Here is a 25,580-nt window from a genome sequence, read left to right as displayed (position 1 = left end):
ATAGAGAGGAGACATGAGGGAAGACATGGCGACAACCTTGTATTTGACCAGACATGGGGAAACGAAGTGGAACGTCGAAAGGCGGATGCAAGGCTGGCAAGACTCGCCGCTCACGGAAAAAGGGCGGCAAGACGCCATGCGGCTTGGAAAGCGGCTTGAAGCGGTGGAATTGGCCGCGATTTACACAAGCACAAGCGGCCGGGCGCTTGAGACGGCGGAGATTGTCCGCGGCGGGCGGCTCATTCCGATCTATCAAGACGAGCGGCTGCGCGAGATTCATCTTGGCGATTGGGAAGGAAAGACGCATGACGAGATTCGGCAAATGGATCCGATCGCGTTCGACCATTTTTGGAACGCGCCCCATCTGTACGCTCCACAGCGAGGCGAGCGGTTTTGTGACGTGCAGCAGCGGGCGCTTGAAGCGGTGCAGAGCATCGTTGATCGGCACGAGGGAGAAACGGTGTTAATCGTCACTCACGGCGTCGTGCTGAAAACGCTCATGGCGGCGTTCAAAGACACGCCGCTTGACCACCTGTGGTCGCCGCCGTATATGTACGGCACGAGTGTGACGATTGTGGAGGTGAATGCGGACGTGTTTCACCTGGTTGTGGAAGGCGATGTTTCCCATCTAGAAGAAGTCAAGGAAGTATAGATAGGGAAGAAGGATGGAGAATTGGAGGCGGCGCTGTTTCTTCGGTTCATCGCCATAATATGCGCTTGGCCAATCGGATCGGTTTCTTGCGCCATCATGCAACCTCATTCATGATTCAAGAAATGGATGAAAGCTATGAGTGGGCGCCTTCCAGTACAACGTTTGGTGAAGAACTGCTTTTTCTTATCAAGTCTAGTTGTCCAAAAAAACAGCCCCGTTTTCCTCGATCGGGAAGCGGGGCTGCGCCGTTTATACGAGCCCGAGCCATCTCGCCAGCTGTGCGGTCGTAAAGGTGACCGCAATGGCAATCGCTGTCGGCAAGGCAAAGGCGACGAACGTCCATTTCGCGCTTTTCGTTTCTTTGTAAATGTTGACGAGCGTCGTGCCGCATGGGTAGTGAAGCAGGGAAAACAGCATCATATTGAGGGCGGTGAGCCACGTCCAGCCGTGGTCAAGCAAAATTTGTTTTAGAGAATGCAGGCCATCGACTTCAGTGAGCGCCCCCGCGGATAAATAGCCCATCAGCAAAATCGGCACGACAATTTCATTGGCTGGCAAGCCTAAAATGAACGCCATCAAAATGTAGCCATCCAATCCCAATGCTTTGGCAAATGGGTCAAGCCAGTCGGCTAAATACGCCAGCACGGTCGTATCTCCCACGTGAACGTTGCCGAGCACCCATGTCAGAATGCCGGCCGGCGCCGCAACCGTTACCGCCCGTTTCAGCACATAGAGTGATTTGTCGAGGGTGGCCCGGATGATCGTCTCCATGATTTTCGGGCGTCGGTACGACGGCAGCTCCAGCGTGTAATGGGTCGGAATGCCGCGCAAGGCCGTCTTGGATAAGACCCATGAAACGGTCAACGTGACGACGATGCCAAACAACACCATGGCGACGACCACACCCGCCGTAACGAACGTTTTCCATCCGCCTGTATAGCCGGCTGCCATAAATAAGGAGGAAAGCAGGATCAGCGTTGGCCAACGTCCATTGCAGGGGACGAAGTTGTTGGTCAAAATGGCCAGCATTCGTTCGCGCGGTGATTCGATAATGCGCGTCGACATGATGGCCGCCGCGTTGCAGCCGAAGCCCATGGCCATCGTCAGTGATTGTTTGCCATGCGCCCCCGCTTTTTTAAACAAGCGATCCATGTTAAAGGCGACACGCGGCAAGTAGCCATAATTTTCGAGCAAAGCGAATACGGGAAAGAAAATCGCCATCGGCGGCAGCATCACGCTGACGACCCAAGCCGTGCCGCGGTATAGGCCAAGTACAATGAGGCCGTGCAACCAGTCGGGGGCGTGAATCGCTTGAAAGGCCATGGTGAGATACGTTTCGATCGTTCCGAACAAGCGGGCGAGCGAATCGGAAAAGACGTTGGCGCCGGCGATCGTCATGTAAAGGACAGCGGCGAGAAGCGCCAGCATAATGGGAAATCCCCACCGCTTCGACGTGACGATCCGGTCAATTTGTTCCGTTCGATCGCGTTTTGCGGCCGCTGTATGCGTGACACATTCTTGAGAAAGCGCAGCGGACGTTTGGAAAATGGCAGAAACGATCTGTTCACGCGTGTCAGCCGGTGCTAATGACTTGGCTTCGTTCATGAGCTGGTCAAACTGATTTGACAGATCCGCAGCAGGCATACGCGTTCCCCTCCTTGATCAATCGTTGCGGCGGTTGTTTCAGCGCTTGAAGCAGCGATGTATCGCCGTCAAGGAGACGAAGAGCGATCCAGCGAGCAGGATGCGTGTCACCCATCAGTTCCTTGACAAGGGGCAAGAGCTTGGCAATGCCTCGTTCGATTTCCGGACTGTACCGGATGGAAAGCGGGGTGGTGTGAATGCGGCCATGCGCCATGGCATCCACCGCATCAAGCAGTGCATCGATTCCTTCCCGGTTGCGGGCCGAAATCGGCACGACCGGCACACCGAGTTTGGCGGCTAATTTTTTTGTATTGATATGAATGCCTTTCTTTTTCGCTTCATCCATTAAATTGATAGCGATAATGACGCGGTCGGTCATTTCCAATACTTGAAGCGCTAGATTCAAGTTGCGTTCTAATGCCGTCGCATCGACGACAACGACCGTGACGTCAGGACGTTGAAACAGAAGAAAATCGCGCGCCACCTCTTCATCGGCTGAATTGGAATAGAGCGAATACGTTCCCGGCAAGTCGACGATCCGGTACAATGCGCCGCGGTGGCGGCATTCTCCTTCCGCATGAGTGACCGTTTTCCCGGGCCAGTTGCCGGTATGTTGGCGCAGGCCCGTTAAGACATTGAACAACGTGCTTTTGCCGGTGTTCGGATTTCCTATTAAGGCAACGGTATATGTTTTATCCATCATGATCAATCGTCTCCCCGTAAATATAGTCGCTTTCTTCTTTCCTTAATGCGATCGTCGTGCCACAAACGCGATAGGCGGTCGGGTCGCCAAGCGGGCTTCTTTGTCCCACCTTCACTTCCCCGCCGGGTACAAATCCCAAATCAAGCAATCGTCGTTTTAACACAGGATCAGGAACATCAACCTTTTCGATGCGAAATCGATCGCCCGGTTTCATATCGGAGAGGCGGCAACGTTTTCCTTGTGCCATAAAAGTTTCCCTCCGGTTAATATTTTTTGTTAAGGACATTTTTTTGGATTAGACCAACTTTTGAATTTATCATATTCCAGTTGCCTCGCTGTTGTCAACAAATTTGTTTCATCTTTTTCTGACAGAGTTGTCGAACCAACAACTATTCAAAACAGTAGGAAATCATGTTATCATATGAATAGTCTGAACAAACTATTGGCAGAAAGGCGGTGACGGCGTCCATTGACGCACGATGAAATGAAAGCGATTACGGAAGGGACGATTCTTTGGCAGCCGACGGAGGAACAAATCAAAAACTCCAACCTTTATCGATATATGGAGTGGTTGAGAGAACAGAAAGGGCTCTCCTTCTCTTCGTACCGCGAGCTATGGACATGGTCAGTCGAGGAGCTTGAGTCATTTTGGGAAACGGTTTGGGAATATTGTGGTGTTCAGGCGGCAACGCCATATGAGTGCGTGCTGCGGGAGCGGAAGATGCCAGGGGCGGAATGGTTTCCAGGCGCTGCGCTCAACTATGTGAAACATATTTTCCGGCATGCGCGCGCCGACCGCCCGGCCATCATTTTCCGTTCAGAGCGCGTGCCGTACCGGGAAGTGTCATGGCAGGAGCTCAGCGAAAAAACGGCGGCGATCGCCAAAGCATTGCGAGCGATGGGAGTGAAGCGCGGCGACCGCGTCGTCGCGTATATGCCGAATATCCCCGAGACGGTGATGGCGTTTTTGGCGTGCGCCTCGATCGGCGCCATTTGGTCAAGCTGCTCGCCGGATTTTGGCGCTGGCAGCGTCATTGACCGGTTCGCGCAAATCGAGCCGACTGTCTTGTTTGCCGTCGACGGCTGCCAATACAACGGCAAAGAATTTGACAAAATGCCGGTCGTATCCGAATTGCGCGCCAAATTGCCGTCATTGAAAAAGACGGTGCTGCTTCCGTATTGGCGCGGGCAGATGGAAGCACCGGATGAGGGCGTCGTGCTGTGGGATGATGTCGTGGCGGACAAGGCGGAGCTCGTCTATGAAGACGTTCCGTTTGACCATCCGCTTTGGATTTTGTATTCTTCGGGAACGACCGGTTTGCCGAAGCCGATCGTCCAAGGGCATGGCGGCATTTTGCTTGAACATTTGAAAGCATTGACTATTTCAGAAAACTTGACGAAAGACAGCACGTTTTTCTGGTTTACGACGACTGGATGGATGATGTGGAACTTTCTCGTCGGCGGACTGCTGGCCGGGTCGACCATCGTGCTCTATGACGGCAGCCCGACGTATCCGGATGGCAACGTTTTATGGGAGCTCGCCGAGAAGGCAGGCATCACCCATTTCGGCACAAGCGCGGCGTTTATCAACATCTGCATGAAGCTCGGCCTGAAGCCAAAAGAGCAATATGACTTGTCAAAGCTCGAGGCCGTGCTCTCGACCGGTTCGCCGCTGACGGTCGAAGGGTTCGCCTGGGTGTATGAAAACGTCAAGGATGACATTTGCCTGGCATCATGCAGCGGCGGAACGGATGTGTGCACCGCGTTTGTCGTCGGTTCGCCGATTTTGCCGGTGCGCGCCGGCATCCTCTCGTGCCGCGCGTTGGGCGCGGATGTGCAGGCGTTTGACGAAAACGGCCAGCCGCTTGTGAATGAAGTCGGTGAACTTGTGATTACAAAACCAATGCCGTCGATGCCGCTCTTTTTCTGGAACGATCCAGACGGCGAACGGTATCGGAACAGCTATTTTGACACGTACCCGGGCGTCTGGAAGCACGGCGACTGGATTAAAATTGACGAACAAGGGGGATGCGTCATTTACGGACGCTCCGACTCGACGATCAACCGCGCCGGCGTCCGCATGGGCACGAGCGAAATTTACCGTGCGGTCGAAGCGGTCGACGGGGTGTTCGAAAGCCTCATTGTCGATTTGGAAATGATGGGCAAGCAATCGTTTATGCCGCTGTTTGTCGTCCTCAAGCCGGGCGCAGTGCTCGATGACGAGCTGAAAGAACGCATCCGCCAATCGATTCGGCAACACGTCTCGCCGCGCTTTGTTCCAGATGAAATTTACGAGGTGAAGCAAATTCCGAAAACGCTAAATGGAAAGAAAATGGAGATTCCGATCCGGAAACTGCTCTTAGGCTTCCCGCTCGAAAAGGCAGTCAACCCGGGCTCAATGGCCAATCCAGAGGCGCTCGACTTTTTCCTCGAGCTGGCGAAGACGCTGGCGGCGAAGACGCAGACAAGCTGAAATGCGAAAGGTTGTTATTAAGTGACGATGCTTAATAACAACCTTTCTATGTATTAGTGAATTATAAATAGAGGAGTCGGGGGCATGGAAGAAAGCAAGCGGACTAGGCCAGTTTGGAAATCCATCGGTGATTGAGGAGCGGACGACGGTGAAAGAGATGTTGGGGCGATGAGACGAGACGGTGTCCGTTTTCATGATGAGAAAGTCCGGAAGATCTGTTTAGGAGAACCTTCCGGGCTTCATTTGCGGCGACGATGATTCGGAGTTTTAGTATGACGTAAGCAGGGGGATGTTGTTTGATGATGGCTATGTTCACACAGGATATGGAACAAGCTTTAAACGTCGAAGAGATCAACGAAATGGAGCGGACTGACGTCTAGTACATATTGAGCGCCGTCTTGACCCGCTTGATCTCCTTTTTGTTTTCGAACAGCTCTTCAACTAAAATGTTTTGGCCGTTGGCGACATCGGTGATCCGTTTGTCCATGTCGGCCACTTGCTGGCTTAATTGGTTGAGTTGTTCATTCGTTTGCTGCACTTGTTTGGCGAGCTGGTCGACTTGCTCATGAGTTTGCTGTACTTGGTGGTTCAGCTGCTGCACTTGGCTGTTAAGGTGTTGGACTTGTTGGCCCAGTTGCTGCACTTGCTCGTTTGTTTGTTGCACCTGTTGGCCCAGTTGCTGCACTTGTCCGTTCGTTTGTTGCAGCTGCTCGGCAAGTTCTTTAATGGCTTGCCAAATCATTTCATTTGAGATCGCTCCCATTCGACAATCCCCTTTCTGGTTCGATTCTCCTTCTATTATACATGACGAAAGAAAGAGATGATAGAAGAAAGATGACGAAACGTTTTTCTTTGCGGCGCGTCCTTCGAATGTGATATAACAAAAGAATGTCAGTAGTATGCACATACTGGAGGATGAACATGGTGATCCGTGTCAGCCATTTGCATAAATCGTTCCGCGTCCATCGCCGCGAAGCGGGATGGCTTGAGGCGGCGCGCAGTTTATGGCGGCGCGACTACCGCGTCATTGAGGCGGTGAAGGACGTTTCGTTTACGATTGAAAAAGGGGAGATTGTCGGCTTTTTAGGTCCAAACGGGGCGGGGAAAACGACGACGATGAAAATGCTTGCTGGCCTCTTGCATCCGACATCAGGAGAGATCACGGTCGGCGGGTTTGTGCCGTTTGAGCAAAAGCCGGAGTTTAAAAAAATGATGAGCTTGGTGATGGGGCAAAAAAGCCAGCTCATTTGGGACATCCCGCCGATGGAGACGTTTTTGGTCAATAAAGCCATTTATGACATCGACGATCGGGCTTTCCGCCAGACGCTCGAGGAATTGACGGAACTGCTCGACTTGGCGCCGCTGTTGGACAAGCCGACGCGCAGTCTGTCGCTCGGGCAGCGGATGCGCTGCGAGCTGGCGGCGGCGCTTTTGCATCGGCCGCAAGTGTTGTTTTTGGATGAGCCGACGATCGGGCTTGACGTTCATACGCAAGAAAACGTGCGTCGCTTTATCGTTGACTACAATCGGGAGCACGAGACGACGATTTTGTTGACATCGCATTACATGGGTGATGTTGCAGCGCTTTGCGACCGGGTGATGATCATCAACTACGGGCGATTGATTTACGACGGGGAACTGTCAGTGCTGACGGAGAAGCTGGCGCCGTACAAGCGATTGGAAGTCCGGTTTTCACGGGTTCCGGACATGGATTGGGGAGAGTATGGCGAAGTGGCGGAAATCGAAGAAGGAACAGTCGTATTGCGGGTGGCGCGCGAGAAGGCGGCGGGGACAGCAGCGCGGTTATTAGAGCGGTTTGATGTCCGCGACATCAATATTGAAGACCCGCCGCTTGAGGAAGTGATTACGCGCGCGTTTCAGGAGGAGCGTGTATGATTCGCAAATATATCGCTTTGTTGCGGATGAAATACATCGAAATGCTCGCGTATCGTTTGGCGACGTTCGTCTGGATGACGGGTGCGATCACGCAGCCGCTGATCACGATGTTTGTCTGGATGAACATTCATCCGGAAGAGAGCGATTCGTTTGTCTTTTATTTTATGGCCGTCATTTTTGTCGAACGAATGACGAGCGCGTGGGATGTATGGGAGCTGGACCGTGAAATTCGCGAAGGGACGTTTTCGAATTGGTTGCTGCGGCCGCTTCACCCGATCCATTGGGCGATCGCGGAAAACATCATTTATAAATGGCTGTTTGCCGTCATTTTAGTGCCTGTCTGGGTAGTGGCAGCGACATTTTGGCCGGCGCTTCGTCCTCACATGACGGCAAGTCAAATCATGTTGTTTTTGATGGCGGTTGTATTGGGTGCGGCGCTTCGTTTTTTGCTTAGTTACTCGTGCGGGTTGCTTGCGTTTTGGATGACGAAAGTGGCGGCTGTGTACGGCGTGATCGACGTCATTTCGTTGTTTTTGTCAGGACGGATCGCGCCGCTTGAGCTGCTTCCGCCGCAGCTTCGCGAATGGAGCGAGTGGCTGCCGTTTCGCTATATGATCAGTTTTCCGATCGAAATCGCCACCGGGGCGGCGGATGGAGGAGAGTTGGCGCGCGGCTTTGCGATCGCCGCCGGGTGGATGATGGCGCTGATTGGTGCTTTGCAATGGCTGTGGAAAGCGGGGATGAGAAAAAATCAGGCGGTAGGTGGATGAACATGCGGCGATACGGGCGGGTGTTCCGCGAGTTTTTCCGCGCTTGTTTGGTCGAGGAAATGGAATACCGGAGCGAATTTTTCGGCAATTTTATCGCCAGCTTTTTTGGCATCGCAATCGCTCTGTTGACCGTCCATATCTTTTTTTACCAGACGGATCGCTTAGGCGGCTGGACGTATGGGGAAGTGCTTGTGCTGCTCGGCGTCTTTAATACGCTGCGCGGATTCATCGATTTTGCGCTCCGCCCGAACATGCCAAGGCTGCTTGAGCATGTCAGGCGCGGCACGCTCGATTATATTTTGACGAAACCGGTCGACAGCATGTTTTACGTCAGCTTCCGCCACCTTGTCTTTTGGCGGCTTATCGATGTGGCGCTTGGCATCGGCGTCATCGGCTTCGGCTTGTATGTTGAACGCTACGTGCCATCGGCGGCCGACGTATGCATGTTTCTGATCGTGATGGCCGCTTCTCTTTTGCTCATTTATTCGCTATGGATGATGTTGATGACGACCTCGTTTTGGGTCGTGCGCATCGATGACTTGTCGTTTATTTTCGATTCGTTTTTTGATACGGCCCGCTTTCCCGGCAGCATGTACCGCGGGGCGGTGCGGTTGGTGATTACCTACATCTTGCCGGCGGTGTTGATCACCAATACGCCGGCTTTGGCGCTGCTTGGAAAATGGCGCATCCCGACAGCGCTGGCGGCTTTGGCTGCGGCCATTCTCTTTTTATGGCTGGCCCGTCGCTTTTGGCGGTTTGCCTTGCGCTTTTACACCGGGGCGGGCGGGTGAGGAAACGGCTCCTTAGACAGGGGCTTTTTTCTTTTGTCATGGTGATTTCGCCAGGGAATCAGCGGCGCGTATATCGACCCATGCCGTCCGATTCGCTTCTGGCCGCCATGAATAATGGAAAAGCGTTTCAGTGCTGATGACCTGTGCGTTCGGTCGACTGTCTCTTTCTTTGCATTGGCTTAGGATGTCTCCTTTCGCCGACGGCTCCCAGATCCATTTTTTCCATATTGATGGTTGGATGGCGGAGAGAATGGACACGGAGAAGGGGGAGGATGACTGTTTCTTTGCTTTCATATTCGTTGACTTTTACGTAAACGTCAATTAAAATAAAATTCAGAATATTGATTCTAGAAAAGGGATGGCCATGCACTATTTCACCATTTCCGATTTGGCGCAAGAGTTTGATGTGAGCACACGGACGATCCGCTATTATGAAGAACGCGGATTGCTCTCCCCGATTCGGACCGAGTCAGGGCAGCGGCTGTATACGAAAAAGGAGCGGGCGAAACTCAAGCTCATTTTGCGCGGCAAACGGTTCGGCTTTTCGCTTGACGAAATTCATGAGATGATTGCGCTGTTTGATGAGGATCGCACGGGGAAGAAACAGCTTGAAAAAACGGTCGAATACGGGCGGCGGAAATTGAAGGAGGTGAGCGAGCGGATCGAGGATTTGCTTCAGCTGAAGGCGGAGATGGAAGCGCTGCTTTCCGATTTTGAACAGCGATTGCGAGAATGGGAGGAATCGGATGGATGAACATTTCAGAGCTGCTCGCCCGGAATGCGAGGAAATTTCCAGAGAAAACGGCGGTCATCGAAGGAGAATCATCGCTGTCGTATGCCGAGGTCAACTGCATGGTCAATCGCTTGGCCTCATCATTGGCTCGGCTTGGTGTCGGACGCGGCGATAAAGTCGCGCTGTATATGCCCAATACCAAGGAGTTTGCCGTTTCGTACTTTGCTGTTTTGCGCCTTGGCGCGGTTGTTGTGCCGATTAACGCGCGCTTGACGGCGGCTGAGGTGCAGTATATTCTCGGCCATAGCGAGGCAAAGGCGCTCATCGCCCACGATTGGGTGCATCAAGTGCTCGCCCCGCTTGTCGGTGGAAGCGATGGAATCTGGGTGAAGACCGGGAAGGCGGAAGGCGGTTGGCTGTCGCTCGAGGAGTTGATCGATTCGGGTGATCCAGAAGAGATCGTCTGCCCAGCCAAAGAGGATGATGAGGCGACGATTTTGTATACATCGGGGACAACGGGGCGGCCAAAAGGGGTGTTGTTCACGCATCGCAATGTGATCACGGTTGCGGACATGATCGTGATCGAAACGAAAATCGACCGTCAAAGCCGCCTGCTGCATCTCATGCCGCTCAGCCACTCAGCGCCGCTTCATTTGTTTTTCATAGGCGGCACGTACGTCGGTGCGACCCATGTCCTAGCGCCTGCGTTTTCCCCGGATGCGTTGCTCGAACTGGTCGAGCGTCACAAGATCACCCACTTTTTCGGCGCGCCAGTGGCGTATTTGTTGACGGCGAAGCATCCGCGGTTTGACGAATACGACCTTTCTTCGGTCCGTTGCTGGATGTACGGCGGGGCTCCGCTGTCGCGTGAGGAAGTGAAGTTTGTCGCCAGCCGCTTTGGCGCCGGGCGGATGATGTGTTTATACGGTTTGACCGAAGCCGGCCCGAACGGGACGTACTTGTCTCCTGAGGAGCATGGCGAAAAAGCGGGGAGCGTCGGCCGAGATGCCGCTCTTCATTGCGAGGTGGCCCTCGTCGATGAGAACGGACAGGAAGTTGCGCCCGGCGAGGTCGGGGAGATCGTGCTGCGCGGGGAGAGCATCATGAAAGGATACTACAAGGACGAAGAAAAAACGAACGAGGTGATCAAAGACGGCTGGCTGTACACCGGCGATTTGGCGCGCCGCGATGAAGACGGCTACATTTGGATCGTCGACCGGAAAAAAGATGTCATCATTTCCGGCGGTGTCAACATTTATCCAAAGGAAGTCGAAGATGTGCTGCGAACGCATCCGGCGATCGCCGATGTTGCCGTGATCGGCGTGCCGCATCCGGAGTGGGGCGAAACAGCAAAAGCGTTTGTTGTATTGAGCCAACCTCTCGAACCGCTTGCGGAAGAGTGCAAGCGTTTCCTATCTGACAAGCTGGCTGACTATAAAATTCCGCGTCTGTATGAGGCGATCGCTGAACTGCCGCGCAATGCGACGGGAAAAGTGTTGAAACAAGTGCTGCGGATGTGGGAGACGACGGCGCAGGGAGCACAGGGACGATAAGAAGAGGGGAAAGGGGAGAGACGATGAAACCGCTTTATGAAGTCGATCCGAATTTGCTGGCGAATTTGAAACGGCATTTGGATGACGAATTGTATCGGTATGCGGAAGAAAAGCTCGCGTCGTTTTACGAATTTTGCTTGACGGACGTCGACCGCCGCGCCGTGCACACCGACCGCGAAGGGCAGCCGCGCCTCATCAAGTACGACCGGTTTGGGAACGACATTTCCGAAGTATGGGTAAACGAAGGATACGTGCAGACGGCAAAACAGACGTACGAAACGGGCATTGTCGGTTATGTGCACAAACCGATTCCCGAGCTTGGAAGAAAAGGAAACTACATGTATTCGTACGCCCAAGGGTACATTTTATCCCAAGCTGAGCCCGGGTTTTATTGTCCGGTGACGCTGACGATGGCAACCGCCTATGTGCTTGAACATTTCGCCGACGACGAGTTAAAAGCACGGTACTTGCCCCATGTCACTTCCACCGGTGAGGTCGAACTGTATGAAGGGGCGACGTTTTTAACCGAGCGCCAAGGCGGGTCGGACGTTGGCGCCAACGCGGTGCGTGCTGTGCCGTGCGGCGACCATTATAAACTATATGGGGAAAAATATTTTGCCAGCAATGCCGGCCGCTGCGGCGTGGCGCTTGTATTGGCGCGCATCGACGGGAGCGGGCCGGGGACGAAAGGGCTGAGCTTGTTCCTTGTCCCGTGGCGCAAGGAGGATGGGACGTTAAACGGCATCTCGATTCGCCGCCTGAAAGATAAGTTAGGAGTGCGCGCCGTGCCGTCGGCCGAAGTCGTGTTTGACGGGGCCGAGGCGTATGTGGTCGGCGATCCGCGGAAAGGCTTCTACTATATGATGGAAGCGCTTAATCTCTCGCGCGTCTGCAATGCGGTTGCTTCCGTCGGCATCATGAAGCGGGCGCTTGAAGAGGCGAAACAATACGCTGAGCGACGCACTGCCTTTGGCCATGTCTTGACGGATTACCCGATGGTGCGCGAGACGCTTGCCAATTTGACGGCGAGACAGGAAGTGGAAACGAGCGCCTGCTTTGACATGATCGCCTTGTTTGACCGCGTCATGGCCGCGCCGCATGAAGCGAGCGAGGCGGAGAAAGCATGGCTCAGGCTGCTGATTGCGCTCCTTAAGATGCGCACCGCCGAAGAGGCAATCGCGTTCAGCCATGAGGCGATTGAAATGCATGGAGGCAACGGGTATATTGAAGATTTTGTCACGCCACGCCTGTTGCGCGATGCGCAAGTGCTGACGGTTTGGGAGGGGACGGCGAACATTTTGGCGCTCGAGGTGCTGCGGTTGATGCGCAAATATCGCATCCACGAACGGTTTGCCGCCGAGATGCAGGAGCGCCTTGAGCGTTTGGCAGCTGACGTGAAGCCGCTCGCCCGCCCGGTCGAAGAAGGGCTTAAGGAATGGGGGGCAGCACTGGCGCGTCTTAACGGCCAGTCGGAAGAGGTCCAGACGTTCCACGCGAAAGCGATCGCCAATCGGATGTGCGATCTGTATTTGAGCATCATCGCCCTTGAACGCGGGCAAGAAGACGAACGGAACAGGTTGATCGCTGAGCTGTTTTTGCGCCATGTTTGGGAGCGCGGGCTCGTCGATGAACGCATGACGTCGGTGCGCGAGTTTGACTTGATCGTCAGATGTAAAGGAGCGTCTGCGCCGCTCGCGCATTCGTAAGTTGGCGGCATGAAGCGGGCCATGGGCGAAAGGGATGTTCGTTTTTGGCGGACATCTCTTTTTTTGACTGCCAAATGAGCAATTCAACAAGTAGGATGAAAGAAAGGAAGGGGAAAACGGACATGGAAGTGGTGCGCACGCCGCGCCGGACAAAACGGCGCGTTTGGATTTCTGCGGCCATTGGCGTTGTCATTTTGGGGTTGCTCGCCTGCGTCGGTTTGTCCGTTTATGTCGGCTGGCAGCTGACGCATAAACCGCGCGAGCCGGTTACCATGACGCCGAAAGACTATGGCATGGCGTATGAAAGTGCGACATTTACAAGCAAAGATGGGAAAACGGCGCTCGAAGGCTGGATCATTCCGCCTAAAGGAGCGGCGAAGATGACGGTCATTTTTGCCCATGGGTATGCCGGCAACCGGATTCAGAAAAACGTGCCGTTTTTGCCGCTCGCCAAGCGGCTTGTTGACGACGGGTACCGCGTCATCTTGTTTGATTTTCGCGCGAGCGGCGAGTCGGGAGGCGATATGATTACGATCGGCGTCAAAGAGAAAGACGATCTGCTTGGCGTCATCGATTACGCGAAGCGGCACTATCGCGAGCCAGTCGCCTTATACGGCGTTTCAATGGGGGCGGCGACATCGATTTTGGCGGCGGCAGAAGACAGCGATGTTCGCGGGGTGATTGCGGACAGCCCGTTTAGCGACCTCGAATCGTATTTGCGCGCCAATATGCCGGTATGGACGCACTTGCCCGATGTGCCGTTTACGTATTTGATTTTAGCGATCGTCCCGGCGCTTGCGGATTTGGATTTGGGTGTGTCTTCGCCCATCCATGCGGTCGATCGTGTCGCGCCGAGGCCGATTTTGTTCATCCACAGCAAAGACGACCGTTCGATTCCATACAAAGAAAGTGTGAAGTTGTACAACACCCATCCGCATGCGTTTCAACTATGGCTGACGGACAAAGCGGATCATGTGAAAAGTTTTTCTCTCTACAGCGATGAGTATGTAGAAAGAGTGTCGGCGTTTTTGCGCTCATTGGTAAAAACTTCTTCGTAAGGCGGCTGCGATTCGTGTTCGGCCGCTTTTTGTATTATAATGGAAGAAATAGAGAATGAAGATGGCATTGATCAACGAATCGAGGAGTGAATGCCATGTGCGGTCGGTTTACGTTGACAGTTGATTTGGAAACATTGCGGGCGTTGTTTCGTTTCCGTTATCAAGGTTCGCTTGCGCCTCGGTTCAACATCGCCCCGAGCCAGGAGGTGTTGACGGTCATTGTGGAAGAAGGGGAGCGAATCGGCAAAATGATGCGCTGGGGGCTTGTGCCGTTTTGGGCGAAAGATGATCGCATCGGTGTCAAAATGATCAACGCCCGGGCGGAAACAGTCGATGAGAAGGCGAGTTTTCACCATGCGTTCAAGCGGCGGCGCTGTTTGATTTTAGCCGATGGATTTTATGAGTGGAAAAAAGAGGGATCGAAAAAAGTGCCGTATCGGTTTACGCTTGCAACGGATGCGCCGTTTGGGTTTGCCGGTCTGTGGGAGCGCTGGGAGGGAGCGAGCGGGCCGCTTGAGACGTGCACGATCATGACGACGAGGGCGAACGAGCTCATCGCCCCCATTCACGATCGGATGCCGGTCATATTGCCTCCCGAGCAGCATGAAGACTGGCTGGATCCGCGTTTAGACGACAGCGAGTATTTGAAATCGTTGCTGCGTCCGTATCCGAGCAGCGAGATGCGCATGTACGAAGTGGCGCCGCTGGTCAACTCGCCGAAAAACGACGTGATCGCCTGCATCGAGCCGGTCGACAGCCGGTCAATGGAGGGAACGTGATGCATCCTGTCATCTTATTTGATGGCGATTGCCTGTTTTGCCATGCGAGCGCACACTGGATCGCCGCCCGCGACCGCCAGGCGGTGTTCCGCTTTGCGGCGCAACAGAGCGCCGTTGGTCAAGCATTGTTAGCCAAGCAGGAGATGTCAGCGGGAGACAGCGTCGTCCTCATCGAGAACGGGTGCTGTTATGTAAAATCTGATGCTGTCCTGCGCATCGGACGTCGTCTTGCTTGGCCTTGGAATTGGCTGGCAGCGTCTGGATTTCTCATCCCTCGGCTGTTGCGCGATCATATATATGACACGGTCGCCAACCATCGGCATCGTCTCACTCTGAAGCGCGATCATTGTCAGCTGCCGCCGCCTGAGCTGCGATCCCGCTTTCTTGATGAATGGCCGCTGTGGTGAAGAAGGAAAATACGCCCGTTTGTCGTATTGAAAAGGGAAAGAAACGTGGGAGGGGAAATGGATATGGCAAACGGAACAACACGGTGGCTTGATGAATGCACGCCTCGGGCGCTTGAGCGTTTTGCCGATGAATTGATCGCTATGGCCGAGCAAAGGGAGAACGAGGATCGGCGCCGGTTTTACGAAGGGATGGCGGTGGCGGCGAAACTCATCGCGCTCCGTTGGGAAGGAAAATGTGCCTATATTGATGATCATTTGCTTGATAACGTATACGAGGCGTTGGCTGTCTTCTCATTGGAAAAACTTGAGGAAACGCTGGCCTTGGAGGCAGAAGAGGCGCATGGCGGCGGCCGCTGCTCGTTTTGTCTCAAAGAAAAACCAAGGCTGGCCAAAGGTCCGCTGGCGGCAATTTGCGACGATTGCCTGCAGTTTGGGCTGCAAGTGATCGCCAAGCAGCCGTAATCGAGGCGGCGGTCATCGTGAAGGCGATGGCCGTCGTTTTTCTGCATAGCGGATAAGCGGGTAGGACAAGGCGAGCAACACGGCGATAAAGGGATGACGCCGCTCCAATGAAAATGCGCCTAGACGCAGCCGCCGGCTGTTCCGGCAAGGCTTCCCTAAATCATACATTGATGATGGGAAGGCGCGGCAGGGAATGCCAAACGTTTCATGAACGCTCCATGAAGACCGTTCCATCGGACATCGTGGTTCGTTCTCAAAGCCTGATTCTCCCATGGCCAACATGTGCAAAAGATGGAGCGCCAAAGGGGACGAAGGCCAAAAGAAGAGAGGAGGAAGGAGAATGATTCCGGTCGTAACATCTGATGAAATGTACGCCATCGACCGAGAAGTGACGGAGCGGATCGGCATCAGCGCTGATTCGTTGATGGAAAACGCAGGGCAGGCGCTGTTTCGGGTGCTGAAAGGGCGGATTCCGCGCGCTGATAGGGTGGCGGTGCTTGCCGGGGCGGGCAACAACGGCGGGGATGGGTTTGTCGTTGCCCGTATGTTGAAAAGCTGCGGCTACGAAACCGATGTATGGCTCATTCCACCAAAGGAAAAGGTGAAAGGAGCGGCGCGCACCGCGCTTGAGGTGTACGAGCGGTCCGGGTATTCGTGGATTCCGTATGAAGGGAATGAACAAGAGTTTGCGATGCGTGCGCCGCACTACGACGTGATCATTGATGCGCTCCTTGGCATCGGCGTGAAAGGCGAGGTTCGCTCTCCGTATCAAGAAATCATTGAACAACTGAACCGCTCGCGGGCTGTTGTGTATGCAATCGATGTGCCAAGCGGGGTGCCGGCGGATGGCGGTGATGTCGCCGCGGCCGTTCGCGCGGATATGACGCTCACCATTCAATGCCCGAAGCTTGGGGCGTACACATTCCCAGCGGCCGATTATTACGGGGAACTCGCTGTTGTAGATATCGGCATTCCGCCGCTCGTGGTCAAAACGAATGCAGCCCGTCGGTTCGTGTGGGAGCGAAGCGATGTCATGCGGACGATGCCAAAGCGGAGGCGGTCCTCGCATAAAGGAACGTATGGCAAACTGCTTGTAGTCGGCGGATCGAAAGCTATGGCAGGAGCAGTGACGCTCGCCGCCAAGGCAGCGCTGCGAAGCGGGGCCGGACTTGTGACCATGGCTGTTCCAGAAACAGTGTACGAAGCGGTTGCCAATCGGATGCCCGAGGCGATGTGCAGGCCATGGCCGGCCGAAGGGGGAGCGTTTGCCGGCGCGGCCGATTGGAACGGGCTGGATGTCGATGCGCTCGCCGTTGGTCCAGGCATGGGGAGAACGGAAGGGGTGCGCCGTCTTGTTGGGGAGTTGGTGCGAAAGCCGGTGCCCCTTATCCTCGATGCCGATGCCCTATTTTTCTGGGATGATTACGCTGAACAGGTGCGCCGCCGAAGCGCGCCGACGGTGATCACCCCGCATCCGGGGGAAATGGCGCGCATCGTCCGTCGCTCCATTCGCGAGGTCGAGCACGACCGCTTTGGGTTATCCAAGCGGTTGGCGATGGAATATGGCGTGTATGTCGTGTTGAAAGGGCCGTATACGATTGTTACGGCGCCGGATGGATCGCAATATGTCAACACGACCGGCAACCCGGCTTTGGCGAAAGGCGGCAGCGGTGACGTGTTGACGGGCATCGTGGCGGCGTTTTTGTTGCAGCACGAGGCGGTGCAGCCTGCGGTGAGCAATGCGGCGTTCGTGCATGGAAAGGCTGCTGATTGGCTTGTTCAACACGGTCATTCGCCTTGGGATGTATTGGCGTCGGACGTTGTGGAGGCCTTGCCGGCTGTGCTCGCTTCGCTGGCGTGATCAACCGGTCCATTGAAAGGGGCGCTGGGGGATGAAAACGATCCAGCTGGCTTGCGAATAACCGGCTGGCGTTTTCTTTCTCCCAGCCTTCTGCGCATAAGGCATGTGGTTCGGGCGCAAACTTTACCGCTGAGGCCGTATTTGCGGCTGCAGCTGTAATCGTTGGTTTATCAGCCGACAATCTTCCACTGATCGCTGGGCTGCGCCCTTCACGCGCTTGAAGCGGGAGTCTTCTTTCGAAACGATGATCAACGTTGCGGAAAGGCGGAAGTTCCATTTTTGGACAAACATGGATATCATGAATGTAGAAATAGAAGAAGGGAGATGGGAGTCATGCCGCAATTTGTTTGGCTCGAGACGGAGGAGGAAGTAAGAAGCGCTTTTCCGGTCATGCGGGAGCTGCGCACTCATTTGGATGAAGAAACGTATGTCGCGCTTGTGCGTGAAGCGCAAGAAAAAGAAGGGTATAAGCTTGCGGCGTTATATGATCAGGACAAAATGGTTGCCGTTGTCGGATTCATGCCGATGATCACGCTCTATAACGGCCGTTTTATTTGGGTTTGCGATTTGGTCACGACATCAGCCGAACGTTCGAAAGGGTATGGAAAAGCGTTGCTGTCGCATGTGCACGAATGGGCGAAGGAGCAAGGCTACGGGATTGTCTCGCTGTCATCCGGCCTGCAGCGGGTTGACGCCCATCGCTTCTATGAGGAAAAAATGGAATATCAAAAAGTGAGTTATGTGTTTTTGAAACGCTTATCGATTTGAATCCAACGGCGTCCGTTCAGCGGGCGCTTTTCATTTTGTGGTAGAAAGTTGTTCCACTTTTCATTATAATAAAAAATATATAACTCGTATTTTGGAATTAATATTCTGATATTCGGAACAGAGGGGCAATGATGAATAAAACGGTCTTAAAAACAAAAGAACTGCTTGATTTGTTTCTCGATTGCGAACGGTTGACGCTGCCGGAAATGGTCGAGCGGCTTCGGATGCCCAAAACGTCGGTGTACCGGATGGCGCAGTCGCTTGTTGTCCTTGGTTTTTTGCAAAAACGAGGCGATTACTATGAGCTCGGTTTAGCCTTCTTGACGTTTGGCGCGCTCGTCGCCGAGCGGCTCGATATTCGCCGGGCGGCGCTGCCGGTGATGAAGCGGCTGAAAGAGGAGACGAACGAAGCGGTGAATCTTGTCATTCGCGACGGTGATGAGGCGCTGTATATTGAAAAAGTCGAGACGTCCGAGCCGGTGCGCGTCTATACGAAAGTCGGGCGGCGCGCCCCTCTGTATGCCGGGGCGTGCCCTCGTGTCTTGCTCGCGTTTATGGACAAGGCGGATCGGGAACGTTATTTAGAACAAGTCGAGCTTGTCAAAATCGCCAAACATACGGTGACCGACAAAGAAGCGCTGCGCCGGTTGTTGGAAGAAGACCGGGACCGCGGCTATACGGTCAGCTATTCTGAGCTGGAAAACTATTCGGCCGCCGTTGCGGTGCCGATTTTCAACCATGAAGGCGCGGCGGTTGCCGGGCTGAGCGTTGCCGGGCCGGAACAGCGCTTTTCGCCAGATGATGTGGCGCGCATCGTTCCGCGATTGAAGCAGGCGGCGATGGACATTTCGCGCGAACTCGGCTTTCGGGGGAAGGGATGACGGTGGAGTATACGTTGTTTCCATTATGCGAATATGCGGTGACGGTTCGGTTTTCAGACCGCATTGACGAGGACGTGAATGATATCGTCCACCAAACGGCCGCCCGGCTTCAGGCCGAGCGAAAAGAAGGCATCGAGGAGATCGTGCCGGCGTTTTCGTCACTCACCATCTACTATGATCCATTGGTGATCGATTACATCGGCATAGGCGCATGGCTAAGGAAAAACATCAGGCGGTCTGAACAAGCGGTGCGGCGTTCGGCGCGGACGGTCGTCATTCCCGTCTGTTACGGCGGCGAATTCGGTCCGGATTTGCCGGATGTCGCTCGTTTCCATGGGATGACAGAAGACGAAGTGATAGCGCTCCATTCGGCCGGACGCTACCGAGTTTATATGATCGGCTTTTCTCCTGGATTTGCCTATTTAGGAGGGCTGTCGCCGCGCTTGGCGACGCCAAGGCGGTCGGTGCCGCGCACAAAAGTGCCTGCCGGTTCGGTCGGCATCGCCGGCGGACAGACGGGCGTCTACCCGCTTGCGACGCCGGGCGGCTGGCAACTGATCGGTCGAACGCCGCTGAAGCTGTTTGACCCGCACCGAGAGAAGCCAAGTTTGCTTGCGGCTGGCGATATCGTCGCGTTTCAGCCGATTGGGGCTGATGAATTTGCACGTTGGAGCGAGGAACATGATTGACGTCATCGAGGCTGGGTTGTTTACAACCGTGCAAGATGGCGGGCGTTTTGGCTACCGGCATGCCGGCGTGCCGGCGGGCGGGGCGATGGATGCGTGGGCGTATCGCCTGGCTAATGCGCTTGTCGGCAACAACGGTGATGAGGCGGTGCTTGAGGCGACGATGGCCGGACCGACGCTTCGGTTTCGCGTCGAGGCCGTCGTTGCGGTATGCGGCGGCGATTTCCCGTGCACGCTCAATGGGCAGCCGATTTCCCTTTGGAAACCGGAGATCGTCAAATCGGGCGATGTGCTCGAAGTAGGGGTGTGTCGGACGGGGTTTCGGGCGTATATCGCTGTATCAGGCGGCATCGACGTCCCGCCCGTGATGGGCAGTCGTTCCACGTACGTTCCAGCCCAGCTTGGCGGGCTTTCAGGCCGCCCGTTGCAGCGGGGCGATGCACTGCCGGTCGGCGTTACTCATGGGCGTCGTGTTATCGGCCGGATGCGTTGGGGTCTTGCTTCGGCCGCCCGCCGCTATATTGGTGGGAAAACGAAAACGGTGCGCGCGGTTCCCGGTCCGGAGTATGACGAATTTACGCCGGCGAGCCGCCGCCAGTTTTTCGCCGCCCGCTATGAGGTGACGACGCAGTCCGATCGGATCGGCTATCGGCTTTCTGGACGGGCGTTGGCGCTTGTGCGCGAGCGGGAGATGGTCTCGGAAGCGGTCGTTTTCGGCACGGTGCAAGTCCCGGCATCCGGCCAGCCGATCGTATTGATGGCGGACAGCCAGACAACCGGCGGCTACCCGCGCATCGCCCAGGTTGCGTCTGTGGATTTGCCGATTCTCGCGCAGGCTCGTCCGGGTGACTTTATCCAATTTCAGCCGATCGAGCCGGAAGAAGCGATGTGGCTTTATCGGGAACAACAGCAACGGCTGGCTCGATGGATTGCGGCCATTCGCCGTCAATGGGAGGGAGAACGGTGAGGACGATTGATTTGAATTGCGATTTCGGCGAAAGCTTTGGGGTGTATAGGCTTGGGCAGGAAGAAATCTTATCGTACGTGACCTCTGTCAACATCGCCTGTGGGTTTCACGCCGGCGACCCGCTCGTCATGCGGCGGACGGTGCAACTCGCCATCCAGCATGGCGTTGCCATCGGCGCCCATCCGGGGTTTCCGGACTTGTTTGGCTTCGGACGGCGCGCCATGGCCGTTTCGCCAGAGGAGGTATACGCCTATGTAGTCTACCAAATCGGCGCGCTGGCTGCGTTTGTGAAGGCGGAAGGCGGCGTGATGACGCATGTTAAGCCGCACGGCGCCTTGTACAATATGGCGGCGAAAGACGCGGCGCTGGCCGAAGCGATCGCCAAAGCGGTGCATGATGTCGATCCGATGCTTGTCTTATACGGCTTGTCGGGAAGCGAACTCATCCGCGCCGGCCGCGCCTGCGGCTTGCGGACGGCGAGCGAAGTGTTCGCCGATCGGACGTATCAGGCGGACGGTTCGCTCACCCCAAGAAGCGATCCGCGCGCCATCATCGCGGATGAAGACGAAGCGGTCACGCAAGTGCTTATGATGATCCGCGACCGGCGCGTTCGCTCGGTGCAAGGGACGGACGTGGCGATTGAAGCCGACACCGTCTGTCTCCATGGCGACAATGAACAGGCGGTGCGATTTGCCAAGCGGCTCTATCAAGCCTTGCAAAACGAAGGAATCGCCATTCAGGCGCCGCGCCGAGAGGAAAGACGATGAAGAAAGCCGGAACACCATATTTGGCGCCCTTGCCGTCTTCTTTAATGGTGTATATGGGCGTGTGCACTGCCATGCAGCAGCTGCCGAATAAGCGCCTTAAGCAGGAAACTCGCTTAGGGCGCTGTTTTCATTTGGAGCTGTTTATTGCTTCTTCTAACTTATACCGATTTTTTGGCTGGCTCAATGAAATGGCCTTCATGACAGTCGATCTTCAATTGGTTACAATAACAAAGAGAGGTGACGGAACGAGAAAGGAGTACAAAAGGATGCACTACGCCATTCCGACAGTGGTGGTCAGCGAATGCCTCGGCTTTTCTGCCTGCCGGTATAACGGCGATATCATTCACAATTCGTTTGTCTCTCGTTTAGGGGAGTTTGCTCGGCTTGTGCCTGTATGCCCAGAAGTGGCCATTGGGCTTGGGGTTCCGCGGGAGACGGTCCGACTTGTGAAACGAGGCGAGGAAAGGCGGCTTGTGCAGTCGTCGACGAACCGAGATTGGACGAGGGAAATGAATTTGCCACCTCCTTTGTTTTTGACAGAGGCGGAGCGGGCCGCGCCCCCTAGATACTCTTTGTTCAGCGCGGTGCAGTTTGGATACGTTTTGATTTTGGCTGCCGCTTCGGCCGAACGGAACGAGTCGAAGAAAAAGCTGGCTGCGAGCGCAAAGGAAAGGACAAGCGGGATCACGAATCTCATCATGTGTTCCTCCTCTTTGCAACATAATGGTAAGCTTTTCCAGAATCATATTTTGCCATATTGGCTTTTGTCTATCAACCAAAAACGAACAAGCAAATGATGACGGGCCAAGAAAGGGGAAACGGTATGCACGGAGCAGACATCAAAGCGATCGTCTTTGATTTGGACGGAACATTATACGAGGAAACGGAGCATTTTGACTATTATGCCGAGCAGGTGGCGAAACGTCTTCGTGAAGCAGATCGGCCGCGCTTTTGGGACGACTACCGCGCCGTGCTCGCCGCCTGTTGTAGGCGGTGTATTTTTGTTTTGTATATTCAGAAAATTATTGAAAATATTTATGAAAGCGTGTACAATAAAAAATAGTCGGCTATATACCAACTGGTCAGTAAAAAAAGCTATCCAATGCTGCTTGCGTGGAGGCTGCCGCAGTGAACGATCGCGTGAAAAGGAGGAGGAAAACGGAATGAATACGAGACATTACCCGTATTGGCCGAAACGGCTCTCAAAAACGCTGGCTGTGCCGGAGACGACGCTGGTCGACCATTTGGAAACAACGGTGAAGCGCTATCCGAACAAAACGGCGATTTACTATTACGGAGCCGTGTATTCGTACAAACAGCTGCTCGATGAAGTGAACGCGTTGGCCGGCTATTTGCAGCAAAAGCTGTCCGTCAAACCGGGCGACCGCGTTCTATTGTACATGCAAAATTCTCCGCAGTTTGTCATCTCCTACTATGCCATTTTGCGCGCTGAAGCGATCGTCGTGCCGATCAATCCGATGAACACCTCAGAGGAGCTTTCCTTTTACGTCAATGATTGCGAAACGAGAGTCGCCATCGTTGGACAGGAGCTGCTTGACAAAGCGGCCCCGCTCCTTGGACGAACGGCGTTGGAACAAATCATCGTCGCCGCTTATTCTGATTATGCTTCCGATGAATCGCCGGTTTCGCTTCCGGCTGAAGTGGCGGCGCCGCGGCGGGCCATTGGGGATGAGCGCATTCTTTTATGGGCGGACTGCCTCGGCGCCCAATTGCCGCCGCTTCCATACAACGGCCATGTTGATGACATCGCCGTCTTGCCATACACATCCGGGACGACCGGGGTGCCAAAAGGCTGCATCCACCCGCACCGGACGGTGAACGCCAACATCGTCGGCGCCTACCACTGGGGCGATGTGACGAGCGATTCGGTCGCGTTGGCGACGCTGCCGTTTTTCCATGTCACGGGGATGGTCCATAGCATGCATACGCCGATTTTCGCCGGCGCCGCCATGGTGTTGATGACGCGCTGGGATCGGGACGCGGCCGCCCGGCTGATTGAATTGCACCGCTGCACGCATTGGGTGAACATCAGCACGATGCTGATCGACTTTTTGGCCAACCCGGCGCTTGGCCGGTATGACATTTCCTCGCTTTCGAGCATTTCCGGCGGCGGAGCGGCGCTTCCGGAAGCGGTCGGGGAAAAATTGTTCCAGCTCACCGGCGTCCGTTATTTTGAAGGCTACGGGCTGACGGAGACGATTTCGCAGACGCATTTCAATCCGCCGGACCGGCCGAAATTGCAATGTCTCGGCGTTCCGTCGTTTGACGTCGACGCGCGCATCATTGACCCGGCGACGGGGCGGGAGCTTGGCGTCGGCGAAGTCGGGGAGATCATCGTTTGTGGTCCGCAAGTGTTCCGCGGCTATTACCGGCGTGAAAAAGAAACGGAAGAAGCGTTCATCGAGCTCGACGGCAAGCGGTTTTTCCGCACCGGCGACATCGGGCGGATGGATGAGGAAGGCTACTTTTTCATCGTCGACCGCGTCAAACGGATGATCAACGCTTCTGGATACAAAGTGTGGCCGACCGAAGTCGAGTCGCTTTTGTACAAACATCCGGCTGTTCAGCAGGCGTGCGTTGTCGGCGTGCCGGATCCGCGCCGCGGCGAAACGGTGAAGGCGTTTATCGTCCTTCATGACGAGTATGTCGGCAAAGTAACGGAAGAAGAGATCATTGAATGGTCCAAGACGCAAATGGCGGCGTACAAATATCCGCGCCTCGTTGAATTCCGCTCATCGCTGCCGATGACGTCAAGCGGCAAGCTGCTTTGGCGGAAACTGCAGGAAGAGGAGTATGAAAAAGCGGGGAAAGGGGTGAACAACTGATGGCGGAGATGGTAGAAACGGTATGCGGGCCGGTGCCGGTGGAACAGCTTGGCAAAACGCTCATCCACGAGCATTTCCTCTTCGGTTATCCAGGGTTTCAAGGCGATGTGACGCGCGGCACGTTCCGTGAAGACGAGTCGCTTCGCGTCGCAGTCGAGGCGGCGGAAAAGATGAAGCGGCACGGCATTCAAACGGTTGTCGATCCGACGCCGAACGATTGCGGGCGCAACCCGGCGTTTTTGCGGCGCGTCGCTGAAGAGACGGGGCTGAACATTATTTGCGCCACCGGCTATTATTATGAAGGGGAAGGGGCGCCGCCGTACTTCCAATTCCGCCGGCTTCTCGGAACAGCAGAAGATGACATTTACGACATGTTTATGGCCGAGCTGACCGAGGGCATTGCCGATACCGGAATCAAGGCGGGTGTCATCAAGCTCGCCTCGAGCAAAGGGCGCATCACCGAGTACGAAAAGATGTTCTTCCGCGCCGCCGCCCGCGCGCAAAAAGAGACGGGCGCGGTCATCATCACCCATACGCAAGAAGGAAAGATGGGGCCGGAACAAGCCGCCTATTTGCTTGAGCACGGCGCCGATCCGAAAAAAATTGTCATCGGCCATATGTGCGGCAACACGGACCCGGACTATCATCGAAAGACGCTTGCTTACGGCGTTTACATTGCGTTTGACCGCTTCGGCATCCAAGGGATGGTCGGCGCGCCGACCGATGAGGAGCGGGTGCGGACGCTCCTTGCTCTGCTCCGCGATGGGTACGAGAAACAAATTATGCTGTCGCATGACACTGTCAACGTTTGGCTCGGTCGTCCGTTTACGCTGCCGGAACCGTTTGCGGAAATGATGAAAAATTGGCATGTCGAGCATTTGTTTGTGAACATCATCCCCGCGCTGAAAAATGAAGGAATCCGCGACGAAGTGCTTGAGCAAATGTTCATCGGCAATCCGGCGGCGCTGTTCTCGGCTTGACGCCGTTTGTAAGGTCGGTAAAAACCGCGCTTTCTGCAAAATCGTTGTTGCGAACGCGCGGAAAAGCGGTTGTTTATCATCCTAAACCGAGAAGACCCCACACTTCCACGCGTGAGCGTAGGTGGGAGAGCGTTCAAGAGCGAAATCTCCATGGTTCGCGCGTTTTTTCGTTCCATCACCAGCTTTTTGGGCAACGT

General features: G+C 54.9%; 26 protein-coding genes. 22 read left to right on the top strand and 4 right to left on the bottom strand.

Going from position 1 to position 25,580, the window contains the following annotated elements; genetic code table 11:
* Window positions 1-25 precede the first annotated feature (25 nt).
* Window positions 26-652, top strand: coding sequence for a histidine phosphatase family protein (locus ACVX3G_RS12990; protein WP_025039197.1), 627 nt, complete (start codon window positions 26-28; stop codon window positions 650-652).
* 249 nt (window positions 653-901) lie between these two features.
* On the opposite strand, the gene ACVX3G_RS12985 is transcribed toward ACVX3G_RS12990, so the two are convergent.
* The 3 genes from ACVX3G_RS12985 to ACVX3G_RS12975 are packed head-to-tail and all read right to left on the bottom strand — an operon-like array spanning window position 902 to window position 3,246.
* Entirely contained in the window at window positions 902-2,296 is a 1,395-nt protein-coding gene (locus tag ACVX3G_RS12985; RefSeq protein ID WP_014195642.1) for a nucleoside recognition domain-containing protein, read from the bottom strand.
* Window positions 2,265-2,999, bottom strand: a complete 735-nt coding sequence (locus ACVX3G_RS12980; protein ID WP_014195643.1) for a FeoB small GTPase domain-containing protein — start codon at window positions 2,997-2,999, stop codon at window positions 2,265-2,267. The genes ACVX3G_RS12985 and ACVX3G_RS12980 overlap by 32 nt, the downstream gene beginning before the upstream one ends.
* Window positions 2,989-3,246, bottom strand: a complete 258-nt coding sequence (locus ACVX3G_RS12975; protein WP_014195644.1) for a FeoA family protein — start codon at window positions 3,244-3,246, stop codon at window positions 2,989-2,991. Before ACVX3G_RS12975 ends, ACVX3G_RS12980 begins: the two co-directional genes overlap by 11 nt.
* A gap of 237 nt (window positions 3,247-3,483) precedes the next feature.
* Between ACVX3G_RS12975 and ACVX3G_RS12970 the strand changes: the two genes are divergently transcribed.
* Window positions 3,484-5,472 (top strand): acetoacetate--CoA ligase, encoded by a 1,989-nt coding sequence (locus ACVX3G_RS12970; protein WP_033007621.1) that lies wholly within the window; start codon window positions 3,484-3,486, stop codon window positions 5,470-5,472.
* Between the two features lie 376 nt (window positions 5,473-5,848).
* Here the strand turns inward: ACVX3G_RS12970 and ACVX3G_RS12965 are convergent, their stop codons facing one another.
* Entirely contained in the window at window positions 5,849-6,235 is a 387-nt protein-coding gene (locus ACVX3G_RS12965; protein ID WP_014195646.1) for an Mce/MlaD family protein, read from the bottom strand.
* A gap of 161 nt (window positions 6,236-6,396) precedes the next feature.
* Between ACVX3G_RS12965 and ACVX3G_RS12960 the strand changes: the two genes are divergently transcribed.
* From ACVX3G_RS12960 to ACVX3G_RS12865, 20 genes are all read left to right on the top strand, one after another.
* A complete protein-coding gene (locus ACVX3G_RS12960) occupies window positions 6,397-7,368 on the top strand; it encodes an ABC transporter ATP-binding protein (protein ID WP_011230983.1) in 972 nt (323 codons plus the stop codon).
* Window positions 7,365-8,138 carry an ABC transporter permease gene (locus ACVX3G_RS12955; protein ID WP_014195648.1) on the top strand — a complete coding sequence of 258 codons (774 nt, stop codon included), beginning with the start codon at window positions 7,365-7,367 and terminating at the stop codon, window positions 8,136-8,138. The genes ACVX3G_RS12960 and ACVX3G_RS12955 overlap by 4 nt, the downstream gene beginning before the upstream one ends.
* A gap of 2 nt (window positions 8,139-8,140) precedes the next feature.
* Window positions 8,141-8,929 carry an ABC transporter permease gene (locus tag ACVX3G_RS12950; protein ID WP_011230985.1) on the top strand — a complete coding sequence of 263 codons (789 nt, stop codon included), beginning with the start codon at window positions 8,141-8,143 and terminating at the stop codon, window positions 8,927-8,929.
* A 364-nt stretch (window positions 8,930-9,293) separates the two neighbouring features.
* Window positions 9,294-9,683: a MerR family transcriptional regulator gene (locus tag ACVX3G_RS12945; protein WP_011230986.1), complete on the top strand. Its 390-nt coding sequence runs from the start codon at window positions 9,294-9,296 to the stop codon at window positions 9,681-9,683.
* Window positions 9,680-11,215 (top strand): class I adenylate-forming enzyme family protein, encoded by a 1,536-nt coding sequence (locus ACVX3G_RS12940; RefSeq protein ID WP_014195650.1) that lies wholly within the window; start codon window positions 9,680-9,682, stop codon window positions 11,213-11,215. The genes ACVX3G_RS12945 and ACVX3G_RS12940 overlap by 4 nt, the downstream gene beginning before the upstream one ends.
* A 23-nt stretch (window positions 11,216-11,238) precedes the next feature.
* Window positions 11,239-12,921 carry an acyl-CoA dehydrogenase family protein gene (locus ACVX3G_RS12935; RefSeq protein WP_011230988.1) on the top strand — a complete coding sequence of 561 codons (1,683 nt, stop codon included), beginning with the start codon at window positions 11,239-11,241 and terminating at the stop codon, window positions 12,919-12,921.
* A gap of 122 nt (window positions 12,922-13,043) precedes the next feature.
* Entirely contained in the window at window positions 13,044-13,979 is a 936-nt protein-coding gene (locus ACVX3G_RS12930; RefSeq protein ID WP_011230989.1) for an alpha/beta hydrolase, read from the top strand.
* Window positions 13,980-14,074: 95 nt separating this feature from the next.
* Window positions 14,075-14,758 carry an SOS response-associated peptidase gene (locus ACVX3G_RS12925; protein ID WP_011230990.1) on the top strand — a complete coding sequence of 228 codons (684 nt, stop codon included), beginning with the start codon at window positions 14,075-14,077 and terminating at the stop codon, window positions 14,756-14,758.
* Window positions 14,758-15,165 (top strand): thiol-disulfide oxidoreductase DCC family protein, encoded by a 408-nt coding sequence (locus ACVX3G_RS12920; protein WP_011230991.1) that lies wholly within the window; start codon window positions 14,758-14,760, stop codon window positions 15,163-15,165. The genes ACVX3G_RS12925 and ACVX3G_RS12920 overlap by 1 nt, the downstream gene beginning before the upstream one ends.
* 63 nt (window positions 15,166-15,228) lie before the next feature.
* Complete coding sequence (locus ACVX3G_RS12915) at window positions 15,229-15,627, top strand: hypothetical protein (RefSeq protein WP_021322568.1); 399 nt, start codon at window positions 15,229-15,231, stop codon at window positions 15,625-15,627.
* Between the two features lie 340 nt (window positions 15,628-15,967).
* Window positions 15,968-17,488, top strand: a complete 1,521-nt coding sequence (locus ACVX3G_RS12910) for a bifunctional ADP-dependent NAD(P)H-hydrate dehydratase/NAD(P)H-hydrate epimerase (RefSeq protein ID WP_011230993.1) — start codon at window positions 15,968-15,970, stop codon at window positions 17,486-17,488.
* A gap of 333 nt (window positions 17,489-17,821) precedes the next feature.
* Window positions 17,822-18,256, top strand: coding sequence for a GNAT family N-acetyltransferase (locus ACVX3G_RS12905; protein WP_021322570.1), 435 nt, complete (start codon window positions 17,822-17,824; stop codon window positions 18,254-18,256).
* Window positions 18,257-18,387: 131 nt separating this feature from the next.
* Window positions 18,388-19,137, top strand: coding sequence for an IclR family transcriptional regulator (locus ACVX3G_RS12900; RefSeq protein ID WP_013145506.1), 750 nt, complete (start codon window positions 18,388-18,390; stop codon window positions 19,135-19,137).
* Window positions 19,134-19,826 carry a 5-oxoprolinase subunit PxpB gene (pxpB, locus tag ACVX3G_RS12895; RefSeq protein WP_013145505.1) on the top strand — a complete coding sequence of 231 codons (693 nt, stop codon included), beginning with the start codon at window positions 19,134-19,136 and terminating at the stop codon, window positions 19,824-19,826. The genes ACVX3G_RS12900 and pxpB overlap by 4 nt, the downstream gene beginning before the upstream one ends.
* Window positions 19,819-20,790, top strand: a complete 972-nt coding sequence (locus ACVX3G_RS12890) for a 5-oxoprolinase subunit C family protein (protein WP_014195657.1) — start codon at window positions 19,819-19,821, stop codon at window positions 20,788-20,790. Before pxpB ends, ACVX3G_RS12890 begins: the two co-directional genes overlap by 8 nt.
* Entirely contained in the window at window positions 20,787-21,557 is a 771-nt protein-coding gene (locus tag ACVX3G_RS12885) for a 5-oxoprolinase subunit PxpA (RefSeq protein ID WP_011230998.1), read from the top strand. The genes ACVX3G_RS12890 and ACVX3G_RS12885 overlap by 4 nt, the downstream gene beginning before the upstream one ends.
* A gap of 266 nt (window positions 21,558-21,823) precedes the next feature.
* A complete protein-coding gene (locus ACVX3G_RS12880; protein ID WP_021322571.1) occupies window positions 21,824-22,354 on the top strand; it encodes a 2-thiouracil desulfurase family protein in 531 nt (176 codons plus the stop codon).
* Between the two features lie 26 nt (window positions 22,355-22,380).
* The gene (locus ACVX3G_RS12875) at window positions 22,381-22,620 is read left to right on the top strand and encodes an HAD family hydrolase (protein WP_011231000.1); all 240 of its coding nucleotides are present in this window, start codon (window positions 22,381-22,383) and stop codon (window positions 22,618-22,620) included.
* Between the two features lie 100 nt (window positions 22,621-22,720).
* Window positions 22,721-24,403, top strand: a complete 1,683-nt coding sequence (locus ACVX3G_RS12870) for a long-chain fatty acid--CoA ligase (protein ID WP_033845430.1) — start codon at window positions 22,721-22,723, stop codon at window positions 24,401-24,403.
* Window positions 24,403-25,383 carry a phosphotriesterase family protein gene (locus tag ACVX3G_RS12865; protein ID WP_033845429.1) on the top strand — a complete coding sequence of 327 codons (981 nt, stop codon included), beginning with the start codon at window positions 24,403-24,405 and terminating at the stop codon, window positions 25,381-25,383. The genes ACVX3G_RS12870 and ACVX3G_RS12865 overlap by 1 nt, the downstream gene beginning before the upstream one ends.
* The last annotated feature ends 197 nt before the right edge of the window (window positions 25,384-25,580 follow it).

It is taken from the genome of Geobacillus sp. PLS 41 (genome assembly GCF_056494105.1).
The sequence above is the reverse complement of the archived record's forward strand: the minus strand, read 5'-3'. Positions and strand labels throughout refer to the sequence as shown.